At 36.4% G+C, this 13,475-nt stretch carries 14 protein-coding genes and 1 riboswitch; of the genes, 10 read left to right on the top strand and 4 right to left on the bottom strand.

Annotated features, from left to right (window positions below):
• The first annotated feature begins 76 nt into the window (after positions 1 to 76).
• Positions 77 to 1,630: a histidine kinase N-terminal 7TM domain-containing protein gene (locus M1D60_RS10410; protein WP_456279087.1), complete on the top strand. Its 1,554-nt coding sequence runs from the start codon at positions 77 to 79 to the stop codon at positions 1,628 to 1,630.
• Positions 1,631 to 1,685: 55 nt separating this feature from the next.
• Here M1D60_RS10410 and M1D60_RS10415 read toward each other — a convergent pair whose 3' ends face one another.
• On the bottom strand, positions 1,686 to 2,795 hold the full coding sequence (locus M1D60_RS10415; protein WP_456279088.1) for an AI-2E family transporter: 1,110 nt from the start codon (positions 2,793 to 2,795) through the stop codon (positions 1,686 to 1,688).
• 214 nt (positions 2,796 to 3,009) lie between these two features.
• On the opposite strand from M1D60_RS10415, the gene cls reads away from it, so the two are divergent.
• The 7 genes from cls to M1D60_RS10450 all read left to right on the top strand — a co-directional run bounded on the left by cls (position 3,010) and on the right by M1D60_RS10450 (position 8,127).
• Positions 3,010 to 4,461, top strand: coding sequence for a cardiolipin synthase (gene cls, locus M1D60_RS10420; protein ID WP_456279089.1), 1,452 nt, complete (start codon positions 3,010 to 3,012; stop codon positions 4,459 to 4,461).
• 239 nt (positions 4,462 to 4,700) lie between these two features.
• Positions 4,701 to 5,315 (top strand): TetR/AcrR family transcriptional regulator, encoded by a 615-nt coding sequence (locus M1D60_RS10425; protein ID WP_456279090.1) that lies wholly within the window; start codon positions 4,701 to 4,703, stop codon positions 5,313 to 5,315.
• A gap of 4 nt (positions 5,316 to 5,319) precedes the next feature.
• A complete protein-coding gene (locus M1D60_RS10430) occupies positions 5,320 to 5,466 on the top strand; it encodes a hypothetical protein (protein ID WP_456279091.1) in 147 nt (48 codons plus the stop codon).
• Positions 5,467 to 5,549: 83 nt separating this feature from the next.
• Positions 5,550 to 6,230, top strand: a complete 681-nt coding sequence (locus M1D60_RS10435) for a GTP pyrophosphokinase (RefSeq protein ID WP_456279412.1) — start codon at positions 5,550 to 5,552, stop codon at positions 6,228 to 6,230.
• Between the two features lie 35 nt (positions 6,231 to 6,265).
• The gene (locus M1D60_RS10440; protein ID WP_456279092.1) at positions 6,266 to 6,694 is read left to right on the top strand and encodes a DUF5392 family protein; all 429 of its coding nucleotides are present in this window, start codon (positions 6,266 to 6,268) and stop codon (positions 6,692 to 6,694) included.
• A 249-nt stretch (positions 6,695 to 6,943) separates the two neighbouring features.
• Positions 6,944 to 7,297, top strand: a complete 354-nt coding sequence (locus M1D60_RS10445; protein ID WP_456279093.1) for an SCP2 sterol-binding domain-containing protein — start codon at positions 6,944 to 6,946, stop codon at positions 7,295 to 7,297.
• A gap of 86 nt (positions 7,298 to 7,383) precedes the next feature.
• Positions 7,384 to 8,127, top strand: coding sequence for an alpha/beta hydrolase (locus M1D60_RS10450; RefSeq protein WP_456279094.1), 744 nt, complete (start codon positions 7,384 to 7,386; stop codon positions 8,125 to 8,127).
• Between the two features lie 229 nt (positions 8,128 to 8,356).
• Here M1D60_RS10450 and M1D60_RS10455 read toward each other — a convergent pair whose 3' ends face one another.
• From M1D60_RS10455 to M1D60_RS10465, 3 genes are all read right to left on the bottom strand, one after another.
• Entirely contained in the window at positions 8,357 to 8,671 is a 315-nt protein-coding gene (locus M1D60_RS10455) for a spore coat protein (protein WP_456279095.1), read from the bottom strand.
• Positions 8,672 to 8,683: 12 nt separating this feature from the next.
• Entirely contained in the window at positions 8,684 to 8,869 is a 186-nt protein-coding gene (locus M1D60_RS10460) for a hypothetical protein (protein ID WP_163180209.1), read from the bottom strand.
• A 435-nt stretch (positions 8,870 to 9,304) separates the two neighbouring features.
• A complete protein-coding gene (locus M1D60_RS10465; RefSeq protein WP_456279096.1) occupies positions 9,305 to 9,766 on the bottom strand; it encodes a DIP1984 family protein in 462 nt (153 codons plus the stop codon).
• 165 nt (positions 9,767 to 9,931) lie between these two features.
• Here M1D60_RS10465 and M1D60_RS10470 point away from each other — a divergent pair, with 165 nt between their 5' ends.
• Together M1D60_RS10470 and M1D60_RS10475 are read left to right on the top strand one after the other, a co-directional pair.
• A complete protein-coding gene (locus M1D60_RS10470) occupies positions 9,932 to 11,368 on the top strand; it encodes a DDE-type integrase/transposase/recombinase (protein ID WP_456277055.1) in 1,437 nt (478 codons plus the stop codon).
• A gap of 617 nt (positions 11,369 to 11,985) precedes the next feature.
• Positions 11,986 to 12,088: riboswitch (TPP riboswitch) on the top strand.
• 101 nt (positions 12,089 to 12,189) lie between these two features.
• Positions 12,190 to 13,464 carry an acetylornithine deacetylase gene (locus tag M1D60_RS10475; RefSeq protein WP_456279097.1) on the top strand — a complete coding sequence of 425 codons (1,275 nt, stop codon included), beginning with the start codon at positions 12,190 to 12,192 and terminating at the stop codon, positions 13,462 to 13,464.
• Positions 13,465 to 13,475 lie beyond the last annotated feature (11 nt).

A 13,475-nucleotide genomic window follows, 5' to 3' on the forward strand; every position in this document is an offset into this window, starting at 1 on the left:
TTTACTAGTAAATATTTAATAGCCTAGTATATAATTAGTTGAAACTAATTCCTAATGTAATGGAGTAAAATAAATCATGAATCAAGAAATATATGGTTACGTAGTCGCTACCGTATTAGGTGGTATCCTAAGTCTATTATTATGTATATATGCCTATGTGAATATCAAGAATTCACCAGGTGGGAAATACTATATTTTAGCTACATTCATGGCTTCATTTTTCACTTTTTCATATGCTCAAGAATTATTAAGTACGAATCTTGAACAAATACTGTTCTGGGTGAAAATGGAGTATCTAGCACTTCCGTTTATTCCAGTATTTATTTTTCTAATGTGTATGGATTTTGTTGGGAAAAGGCCGAACCGTTTAGTCACTGTGTTTCTTTACGGAGTACCATTGCTAACCATTACGTTGCAACTAACCAATGATTTTCACCACTTATACTACAAATCTACTTCATTAAGAAGCGATACGGCGTACCCGATTGCACAGCTTGAAGGTGGGCCGGGGTTCCTTATTCATTCTTTATTTTTATATGGATTAGTGACAGCAAGTATCATTATATTATTAATGGAGTTTAAGACAGTATCCTCCAAGTTTAAAATTCAATTACTTCTATTGATGTTCGGTGTACTTGTTCCGATTATTTCAAGTGTTTTTTATATTATGGGCCTAAGTCCGAATGGAATTGATGTTGGTCCGGTATCGATGTGTGTCTCCTTTGTTTTTCATGGTATCGCCTTGCTTTCATTTAAGACGTTTGATATCGCTCCGATTGCTAGAGACCGTGTTTTTGAGAGTATAAATGAAGGTGTTCTAGTTCTTAATATGAAAAATGTCTTAATCGATTATAATCCATCTATGCAACAGGTCTTACCAACACTAAAACCTATCAGTATTGGCAAGCCTATTAAAGATGTTTTAAATGGGAATCCAGAGGTCCTTCATGTAATTACGAGGGAAATAGAGTCTGACTATCAATCAACTCAAAATGGCCAAACATACTATCATGAAGTGAAATTCAGCCCGGTCTTAAATAAAAAGGGTGTGCAGATCGGAAAAATAATATCATTTATGAATGTTACCAATCGGGTGTTGTTAGAGGCGAAATTAAAGAAAACGGCAAGTATAGATGGCTTAACCAACATTTATAACCGTTCATTTTTTATTCAAGAGTCTGAGAAGTATGTAAATAGAGGAGCAAAGGTTTCCATTTTAATGTTTGATATCGATCATTTTAAGAGGGTGAATGATACATATGGACATGCTAACGGAGATAAGGTTTTATGTCATGTAGTAGATGTCGTTAAGAATTCTATAGATGAAAAGAGTATTTTCGGTCGATTCGGTGGGGAAGAATTTCTCGTTTGTATCCCAGACGCTTCATTAGAAGATGCTCTAATTACAGCAAATAAAATTCGCCTTAATATTGAGAGTTCGTATATTAAAATCAATAACCAACCTATTTTTGTTACTTCTAGCTTTGGGATTGCCACGTCTGGCTATCCTCAAAAAAACCATTCCATACAAGAATTAATCCAACTAGCAGATCAAGCCCTTTATCTTGCAAAGGGGAATGGACGGAACTGTGCAGTACCGTATACTCCTTTAGTAAATAAGGTTCATTGAAAATGAGAAATGCCCCAGGCTAATTAGCTTGGGGCATTTCTGATGAGTTTTAAATTTAACCAGTTGGTGGTGGATCTGGTGAAATAGCCAATTTTCTGGCTCGTAAAAACTTGATTAAGTTTAATATAACCGTCTTGCTTACTGCATAGGTTGGGACAGCTAAAATCATCCCTAGCACACCAGCAATATTACCAGCGGCAAGTAATAGAAGAATAATTGTTACTGGATGAGTATTGAGTGTTTTCCCAAGAATCAACGGGGAAAGGAAATTTCCTTCGACTTGTTGGGCAACCACGAGAACGATTAAAACTAAAAAGGCTTTTGTAGGAGAATCGAATAATCCTACGATGACAGCAGGTGCACCACCAATTAGTGGACCTACATAAGGTATAATGTTGGTAAACGAAACCGTAATTGCCAGTACAAGTGCATACGGTAAATCAATAATGAGATACCCTATAAAGGATAGTATTCCTACAAAAAGACCTACTGTGAACTGCCCTTGAATGTACGATGAAAGAGTACTTCCTGTTTCCTTTAAGATGGTAAGTCCTTCTTTTCTATATTCGGTCGGTATAAACTTGGAAACCGCAATAGGGAAGTTGTGTCCATCTTTGAACATATAAAATAGTAATAGAGGAACCGTAACTAGAATAATCGCTATGTTTGCTACTAAACTAAGAATATTTTGGAAGCTACCAGTAATGAGCGTCGGTAACTCATTAGCAAAACCAACGAGTCTTAATCTTGCATCCTCTATTAAATCTTGTTGCTCAGTCATAAATAATTGGAACTGGGCAGATTGCGATAATCTCTCAAAATATTGAAATGCTTGGTTTGTATAAACAGGTAGAGCATTGGCTAGTGATGTAAACTGTTTCGTAATTGTTGGAACAAGATTAACAGATAGAAGAACAATTACTCCCACAAACAATACATAAATAATAATGATGGCAATGATTCTAGGAACCTTAAACCGCTGGATTAGATTCACTATAGGGTTTAATAGAAAATACAAAAAACCTGTAATCAAAATGGGGAAAAACAATGTGGTAATAAAAATCCCGATTGGCTGAAATAAAAAAGTGATCCTGGTTGAAACATAAACAATTAATACGATTAGCAGAATTTGAATGAGCCAATATTGTAATCTTTTTTTGGACATGGTTTACCTACTTTTTTTAGAATAATTTGGTTAATTATATCAAAAATAGGCTATTAGAACAATGAGTACTATTTTAAAGTGACTGTGGAAAGATACTATTTCAGTGTTTAGTGATAAGGTTTGTTCATGATACAATTTTATTGTTAAGTTTTAGAACTGAAAATTGTATCCTACAATTAGGATTGTCAATGACTTAAGTGACAGAGAGGTATGTATGGAAACTAGTAACGTATTCACACTGATTGTTCCAATGATTACGATTATAAATATTGTTCTCGCTGCAGGGGTTGTGTTTTTAGAAAGAAGAGATGTTGGTTATACTTGGGCTTGGGTGATGGTCTTATTTTTTATCCCGATTCTAGGATTTATTGTTTATATCTTTTTTGGTCGTCAGTTAAAACGGAAGAACTTCTATCGGCTTTCATCTGAAGAGAGGGAGTTTCTTCAACTGGCTGCAGACAACCAGCTTTCTTCTTTGCATGATGAAGAAAAAAGATCTCCTTTATTACATAAATATGCTGATTTAGTACGAATGAATTTAGCTTCCTCTAATGCTTTATTTTCAAATGATAATGAGATTGTCATTTTTAATGATGGAAAAGAGAAATTCCGTGCTTTGCTTGACGATATCAAAGGCGCAAAGAAAGAGATTAATATCGAATACTACATCATTCAACCAGATTCATTGGGGAGGAAGCTAAGAGAGGAGTTAACGAAAAAGGCCAAAGAAGGAATTAAGGTAAGACTTCTTTATGATGAAGTAGGTTCGAAAAGGATTTCTCCGAGGTTCTTTCAGGAATTACGTTTAGCTGGTGGAGAAGTAGAGGTTTTTTTTCCATCCATTCTAAGGCTCGTCAACTTCCGTATTAATAATAGAAATCACCGGAAGCTTTGTATCATTGACGGGGAAACGGCCTATATTGGTGGTTTCAATGTTGGAAATGAATATCTCGGTATGGATCCAAAGTTTGGGTATTGGCGAGATACTCATCTTAAAGTAAAAGGTGATGCGGTTAATAATATACAAGGTCGATTTATACTGGACTGGCATCAAGCGGGAAACCACGAAAAACTGAGCTATGAAGAATTTTCCTTTAACACCGAGAGGCATACAGGCGATAGCTACGTACAAATCGTTTCAAGTGGTCCGAATTCGAAAACAGAACATCTAAAGAATATGTATATCAAGCTAATCCTGACTGCAAAGAAAAGTATCTATATCCAGTCTCCGTACTTCGTTCCGGATTCAACCTTCATGGATGCCTGTAAAATTGCCTTATTATCTGGCGTCGATCTAAGGATTATGATTCCGAATAAACCAGATCATCCTTTCGTATATTGGGCGACTTGGGCCCATGCTGGAGAGTTATTGAGTTATGGGGCAAAAATATTATTGTATGATAACGGGTTCTTACACGCTAAGACCATTGTAGTTGATCAAGAAGTTGCATCAGTTGGGACAATGAATATTGATGCCCGTAGCTTTCGCTTGAACTTTGAGGTAAACGCGATTGTATATGATGAAAAAATAGCGAACCAGCTTTACGAACTGTTCCAAAAGGATAGTGAGCTGAGTAAAGAACTTACTCTTGACCAATATCGAGAAAGAACATTATTAATTAAGCTAAAAGAAGGTATTTCGCGACTTCTTTCTCCAATTTTATGAGGAGCGGTTACACCAGTTTGAAAATTTAAATCATTAGACATGGCGTTCATCTACTAGGGTGGGCGCTTTTCCTGTTTTAATCATAAATTAGTTTATCCCAGAACCAGAATGGGGAAGGTTATATATATGACATTTATGTGACACTATGTCACTTCACGTTGACACATGACACGGTGTCACCTATGATGGAGATATAGTTATTGTGACACCATGTCACATATCTAGATTGGAGAGAGATTATGCCAAAACAGACGTTTTTTCATTTACCTAAAGAGAAACAGGATACGTTAATACATTCGGCAAAAATAGAATTCTCACGAGTCCCTCTTCATGAAGCATCGATTGCCAATATTATAAAAAGTGCAGGTATTCCAAGAGGAAGTTTTTATCAGTATTTTGATGATAAAGAGGATTTATATTTTTACCTGTTGAGTGAATTTACACAGAGCACGAATAAAAAAATGATGGCCATTCTTGAACATAAGCAAGGCGACTTACTCGAAACGATTATTGAAATCTTTCAATATATGGTGAAGAACCATCATAATCCAGAAAATAGTGCCTTCTTTAAAAATGTATTTTTAAATATGAATTATAAAATTGAAAACACCTTAGCAAGAAGCATTTATGAGCAACATCAAAAAGATCAATTCTTAAGTGCTGTTAAATTAGTCAAAACAGATCATCTCAATATTGAGACGGAGCAAGATTTACACCATATGATTGAGATTTTACTCTCTGTAACGATTCATCATTTAGTTCACACGTTTGTCCTAGACTTATCTGAAGAAGAAGCAATAAACAAATATATGAGTCAAATTGAATTACTTAAAAAAGGTTTTCATAAGGAGTGAAATAGTGGAAGCGGATGTTGAGAAGAGGAAGATTGATTTTAAAAAAATAGTGGAAAAACTGCAAGGACAAGGTATTAATGCTCAAATCATTAGAAGGCCCAGAAAAGTACTAAGCTTTAGTGAAAATACGGTCAGTAATAGTAAGAGTTAATGGTTTCTAGAGAAATTCATTTCTACTAAAGGAGTTCAATAAAATTGGGAAGTGTAAGATTAGAAGAACCATTCGAGAAGAGAATGGATAAAAAAGAACTGTTAACGTTTATCATGACATACAAATTTGCCATTGATGAAATTACAACAAAGCTGAATATATTAAATGAAGAGTTTAAATATGTTCATGATTATAATCCAATTGAAAGTATAAGCTCTAGGGTAAAAACTCCAGAGAGTATTTTTCAAAAGGTAAAGAGAAAGAACTGTGAGTTATCTATTGAGTCTATTAAGGAAGAAATCAGAGATATAGCAGGTGTTCGAATTACTTGTTCCTTTATATCTGATGTGTACAAAGTGTATGAGATGCTTCAAAGACAAAAAGATCTAGAAGTAATCCAGTGTAAAGATTATATTAAAAACCCTAAACCTAATGGTTATCAGAGTCTTCACCTGATTATTAAGATTCCTGTTTTTATGTCAGACAGAGTGGAAAACACGTATGTCGAAATTCAGATTAGAACGAAAGCGATGGACTTTTGGGCAAGTTTAGAACATAAAATTTATTATAAATTTGGAAAAGAAATACCGGAGAACTTAACTAATGAGTTAAAAGAAGCGGCCCTTTCTGCTATCGAGCTAGACAAGAAGATGGAGAGGCTACATGAAGAAGTCAAACAATTTAAAAATATCGGAAGCGAAAATAAATCAATGCTAAATATCCAAATCAATGGAAAAGATCTTATTCAATCGTTTATAGGTTGATGGAACTGTTTGTTACTAGTAAGGAGGTAAGTAATATGAACTTTTTCAAGTTGGAAGTTCCAAACTTCGCCAAGAAGGAGATCGAAAAATTACAGGAAGTAATCGCTCCAGTTGTAAAGAAAGCTTCCCGCTATGTTTTTTGGTCCTTTCCTTTAATCGCTGTATCGCTCATTAATATTTTTGTGCTTTTATTTGTTACGGGGTTTGATGAATCATTAACATCCTCTTTAGTCATCTATGCAATCCTTGGAGCGCTTGGCATGGCTCTATCGAAAGAAGCAAAACATCAGCAAGTGGAGATACAGAGAAGAAGTAGAGACTATATCGTGGATCGAATCAAGAATAGTGATCATGTATCGGATCGTGTAAAGGAGAAATATATAACACTTGTAAAAGAAAATCCTCTCCAGATTATGAATTACTTCGTGAATTTTCTAGAAGTTGAGAATAGATCGAGTAAATAATAAAAACCAAGGTGTTTCAACAGTAATTTACTTTGAAACACCTTTTTTAAAAGTGGTAAAGTTTGTTAAACTAGTTCTTTCAATAAGATTTACCATATGGTATGTTTTAATCAAGATATCATTTGCACCCTAGGCATAGGTGGAAAAGTAGTATGACTTACATATTGATTACTACAGTATTATTTGTAAGCGATTTCAATTCATGCCTCAAGAGAAATAAGTTTACTAGATTAAAAGGAGATGATTTTAATGAGTAAAGAGGTAGTAACGTTAACTGAAACAATGGAAAAGATTGAGAAAGAGGTTAATCAAAATCCAAACCCGATTTCAGGTGTAAATACCATCTATCAATTTAATCTTAGTGGAGACGTTGAAGGTTCTTTTCAACTACAATTACAAGACGGTAAGGCGAATGTGACTCAAGAGTTAGCCACACCTGCTGATTGCACGTTAATCATGTCTTATGATAGTTTCCAAAAATTCTTGGCTGGAAAGTTAAATGGGACGATGGCCTTTATGACAGGAAAGCTAAAGATAAATGGTGATTTAACAAAAGCTATTAAGTTGGAAGCCATTTTAAAAGAATATAACTTTAGTGAGTAAGATAATCCTTAGTTTTAATAGAATCAAGGTAGATAGAAGTAAAAAAAATAAAAACTCTTTATTATATCCGCACGGGAGGTATGAACATGTCTGAACGCTATCCAATCTTAAAAGATGCAGAGCCATTTTATTTTGAAGGGAATAACATTGGGATTTTAGTGTCTCACGGTTTTACCGGTTCCACACAAAGTATGCGTCCGTTAGGTGAAGCATATGCTGCAGCTGGCTATACTGTTTGTGGACCTCGTCTAAAAGGACATGGTACGCATTATGAAGATATGGAACAAACCACTTTTCAAGACTGGATTGACTCAATAGAAGAGGGGTATCAATGGTTAAAAGAGCGATGTGATACGATCTTTATGACTGGTTTATCAATGGGAGGGACGCTGACCCTTCATATGGCAGCCAAGTACCCAGAGATTCGTTCGATTGTTCTGATAAATGCTGCGATCGATGTTCCAACAATGGAGCCCGTTTTACAGTTAGAGGGAGTTAGATTTTTGGATGCGATCGGTTCTGATATTAAAAAGCCAGGAGTCGTTGAACTTGCCTATGAAAAGACACCTGTTCAATCTATAAAAGAGCTGTTAACCTTTATGAATGAGGTAAAAGGAAAGCTAACGGATATTACGTGTCCGGCACTCATACTAGTATCAGAAGAGGACCATGTGGTTCCACCAAATAACGCTCAATTTATTTATGATCGAATTGGATCAGAAGTTAAAGAAATCCATCACTTGAAAGATAGTTACCATGTTGCAACACTTGATCATGATCAGGAAATTATTATCAATAAAACGTTAGAATTTTTTAAGAAGTCACTATAAGTAGTCATAATTGAGTTTCTCGCATTTATTGCGAGAGGCTTTTTTAGTTGCGGTTAACCCCAAGCGAAAGAAATAAGCGGAGTTTTTCCGGCTATTGAAATTCCAATTATTCCCACTTTGATTTATTACTAATCCTATTTTAAAGCGAAGAAGCATGATGATTAAAAAATCACCATGCTATTAATTGAGTTATTTGCATTTCAAAAGAGAACCTGTTAGGTTGATCTCTTTATTGAAGTTGATTTTGATTAGTCATACCTTGATTCATTTGCTGATTCATGGCATTCATTTGGTTCCCTTGTGTGAATTGTTGCTTTACTTGCTGTATAGTTTGTTGACTTGCTTGAGAAGCGGGAGTGTAGTAATTGCGTTGGACTGCAGCTTGATAAACCTCCCATTGCTTTTGCTCATCTGAATTTCTAATTTGCTCAATTGTATTACGAAGTTCCTTATTATCACACTGGGCAATCACTTGTGCATAACTTGCTAGACTTGAGTTTAAATTTGACAGGTAATCAGATACCATATCCTTTTCTTTCATCATGTTTATACCCTCCTATCCTAAAAATGACATTAATTGTTGTTTTGTTTGTCTTGCACTTTGCGCATGCTGTTGTAACATTTGCTTAATTTGTGGATCCTGACATTGCTGGGCATATGTATCTAATTTGGTTGCACAAGTTTCATGGCCGCCAATTAGATGACGAAGATTTTGAAGCTCAAGCTCATTTAAATTTGCCATCCTAATCCCTCCTTTCTTTTACCCATCTTACTATTTGTTTCGAGGCGTAGTTTTATGCCTGTATGTAGATGGTGAAGAGGAGAATATTTGACTAGAATTTGTAAAGATTAAGAGTTGGCTTGAGTATGAAATTTTCCAATACTTGCAATTTGTTTTAGGATATTTTTTAAATAATAAAAAGGGAATCAATCCCTTGAGATCAATGCCCTTAAGTTAAACTTTTTTCCCCTATCCACCCTCACGAAACGAAAATCAATACCCGGTTGTTAGTTGTGTTTGGTCATTTGTACTATTGTTACAGTACTGGGTGTAAATTGTGAAGTGAGGAGTTGAACCTCAGGGTCACCCCTAAACCCTTGCCATCAAGTACAACTTTAACCCGTTGTTAGGTCGGTATTCGCCTTTTCATGTTTCGCTACCAACTTGAAATAATGATTAGCTCTCTAATAAGTCCGTTTTCCAGTTTAATTCTTGTAATTTCACGTCAAGGTTTCTATAGCGCTGTGCTAGTTCATCCACATACTTTTGAGTTTCTTGCACATTGATCGTCGTTACATACTTAATTTCAGATCTAGAATAGCGATCATGTCTCATGGTTGCTTGTCCAAGTAAGTCACTATATATCTTCCGCTCTTGTCCAAGCAAATCTCTACTTGTCAAAGCATCAGCAAGAGATTGTTTCTCATCATAACTAGTATGTAAATTGGTTCTATTTATACTTTTGATTAAGTGATTTAGCTTCTCTAGGAGCTCCGTTAGTTCTTTCATTAGAAGTTTTGGCTCCTCATTAGGAAGGTCTCCTTCTTGAACCCTTATATTTTGAGTTAGTCGATTCTTCAACTGTTCAATCCTTTTTTGATAATCAGAACGCAAAATTAATGCCTCAGCCAATTTCATAAAATTCCCCTCCTAGATGATCTCGTATTGTCAAAACTTTTATAAGAAATAGGTTATAGAATACTGTGATAGAGGGCTTTATAAGCAAAAAAATTGCCACCCCCTGAATTCTAAGGATAATTGAGGTTACGACACTCTCAACAACCTTAGAAAGGAAGCGACAATTTGTACCCTCAAATTATAACCTATTTATTAACTTTTATAAACTACCAAGAACAAATTATTCGAACATTACTAACCTTACTTATTGGAAAAAATATGTTTGATAAACCGACTGAACAGCCTATAAATAAACCTTATCGTAAACTCCAGGTTGATGATCTGCCGATCATTGAAATTCCAGAAAAACAAGATTATCAAGTTCTCCTCAGGGAATACGTAGAGAAAAATGGTAAACCCTTGAAACCTGTACGCAGGCATAAGAACACAAAGGTTACGGTACCAAAATCTACGATCTGTCCAAAGTGTGGTGCTCCATCTACTTACCTTTATACCAATAATGGAGATAAAGGGCAGTATCAGTGTAAGGTCTGTTCCTGTCTGTTCAGTGATAAAAACCGTTTTTCAAAAGAAGCCGTATTAAAGTGCCCGCATTGTTCCAAAAATCTTGAAAAGATCAAAGAAAGAAAAGACTTTCACGTGTTCAAATGCAAGAACGATGAGTGTCCGTATTATCAAAAAAAGTTAAACGCGATTTCATCTAAAGAGAGAAATCAATTTAAAAAACATCCTCAGGCATTTAAATTAAGATACATTTTCCGTCAGTTTCACATTGAATTTCAACCACTGTCGAAGGATTCTCCAAAGAGACCAAAGGTTGATTTATCTAGGCTTCATGCTTCGCCACATACATTAGGACTGATATTAACCTATCATGTCAACTATGGCCTTTCGGCCCGTAAAACAGCTGCCATTATGCAGGATGTTCATGGTGTGCTTATTTCACACCAGACCATATTGAACTACGAAAACAGCGTGTCATTAATGCTTAAGCCTTATGTGGATCATTATCCATATGAACTATCTGATCAATTCTGTGGTGATGAAACCTACATCAGAGTAAACGGCCGATGGCACTACCTTTTCTTTTTCTTTGACGCGGTGAAAAAGATCATCCTTTCCTATCCAGTGTCAGCAAACCGAGATACAACGTCTGCCATTCGTGCAATTGATGAAGTGTTGTTAAAAATGAAAGACATTCCTGAGAACCTTACATTCGTGGTAGATGGTAATCCCATCTATCTACTAGCACAACACTTTTTCGCTCAGCACGGAATCTCATTTGATGTCACACAAGTTATTGGGCTAACCAATGAGGATGAAGTATCAAAGGAGTTCCGACCATTGAAACAAATTATTGAGAGACTTAATCGCACTTTTAAGAGCAATTATCGATCTACTCACGGGTTTGGATCGGAACATGGATCAGTATCCTATGTCACCTTATTTGTGGCTTATTTTAACTTTCTAAGACCACATGCTTCTTTGGAAGGAAAGGTGCCAGTCGTTAATCCAGAACTATTAGGGCTTCCTAATATGCCTGCACGGTGGACAAAATTGATTGAGTTAGCACAACATTGGATTGTAGAACAGACTGCCTAACTTTTTGTTTAGCAGAGCCCTAATTCAGCAATCGGCGGAGCGAACTCTTGACAAACCGAACTTGCCAATGGTTTAAAATGGAAATAACCAAGGGCTATTTGGCTTGCCATCTTTTTGTCCCCTTCGCCCTTGTTAAACTACCATCAAACCATTGGCGTGTTTGTCAAGAGCGGTTGCGTGGCCCTCCATCCCAATAACTAGGAGAGGGTTTAAATCTTCAGGTAGTTTTCATAGAACTTTTGACACTACCGATGATCTTATATACTATTTCTCTCTTTTTCATTCTTTTTCCTGCATGAATAAGGTGAAAGGACCAATCGGTAAGGATTATAGCTATTGGAATACTTGTTAAAACATTGAGTTGATTGGAGCGGAAGGCGCTCGACTCCTGCGGGAGATAGAGGGAAGTGTGAGACCCCGCAGGCGAAGCCGAGGAGGCTCACATCCCTCCCCGCGGAAAGCGAGTGCCTGCAGCGGAAGTCAACGGACTCAGTACAAATTCATTTTTTCTCAATATAGCAATAAAGTATGCTAAACAGCTTTTGCTTATTAAGGAGAAAAACTTACAGTTGAGTTAAAATCCATAATCTGCTAATGTTTTAGATGAATAGAATAGTGTAAAACACTAGGGGTGCTTTTTATAAGCTGAGAAAGACAAATGTCTTAACCCTTGAACCTGCTCTAGATAATGCTAGCGAAGGGAAGTGGTACGTGACATAACGATAACGTGGAAACACGTCTAAGTATATTACCCACTTCAGGATTTTTGAAGTGGTTTTTTTTGTTGCAAAACAAAATCAGTAATGAAAGGAACGATTGAAATGAATCAAAAAGTAGATTCATTGATAGAACTAGTGGATCAACGTCAAGATGAACTTATTGCACTACTAGAGAGACTAATCCGTTTCAAAACGCCAGCACCTCCAGCAAGAAATACTGAAGATGCCCAGCAGTTTATTGCTTCTTTTTTAAAGGAAAGAGGATTTGATGTGGATAAATGGGATATTTATCCTGGAGATCCGAATGTGGTGGGTGTTCTAAAAGGAACGAATTCTACTGACTATCAAAGTTTAATTATTAATGGTCATATTGATGTGGCTGAAGTCCATGAATCAGAACGGTGGGAAAAGGATCCTTTTACTCCGATTGTAAGAGATGGTGTCATCATTGGCAGAGGAGCCTCAGATATGAAGGGAGGTCTCGCTGGTGCAATGTTTGCGATTCAACTTCTAAAGGAAGCGGGAATTCAACTACCAGGAGACTTACTGTTTCAATCAGTTATTGGGGAAGAAGTGGGAGAAGCTGGAACATTAGCGTGTTGTCAGCGTGGATATAAAGCTGACTTTGCTCTAGTGGTCGATACGAGTGATTTACATATCCAAGGTCAAGGTGGAGTCATCACCGGGTGGATTACGGTGAAAAGTAACCAAACCTATCATGATGCCACCAGGAAACGGATGATTCATGCCGGTGGAAAGTTGTTTGGAGCGAGTGCTATAGAGAAAATGACCAAAATTATTCAAGGCTTGCAGGAGTTAGAAAGACATTGGTCAGTGATGAAGAGCTATCCTGGCTATGAGCCTGGTACCAACACCATTAATCCTGCCGTGATTGAAGGAGGAAGACACGCTGCATTTATTGCGGACGAATGCCGATTATGGATTACTGTTCACTTTTACCCGAATGAAACTCATGAACAGGTTGCTAAGGAAATAGAAGAACATATTCAAAAGGTTGCTGAGGGAGATATTTGGTTAAGGGAAAACCCACCATTGTTTGTTTGGGGTGGAACTTCGATGATTGAGGATCGTGGAGAAATCTTCCCGTCTTTAGAGGTTGACCCTAATCATAAAGCGGTGAAAACATTAATGAATTGTCATGAATCTACTCTAAAGGAACAAGCCATTCTCGATGTATCACCAACTGTTACGGATGGTGGATGGTTTGGGGATGCAGGTATTCCAGCCGCTATCTATGGACCAGGAGATTTAACCAACGCTCATTCAGTAAATGAGCAATTATCTATTAATCAATTACTAGCTTATACAAAAGTATTAATACGATTTATTTATGAATGGAGTCATACCAAAAAATAACGGAGAGTGAA

The organism is Bacillus sp. AK128 (assembly GCF_053903075.1).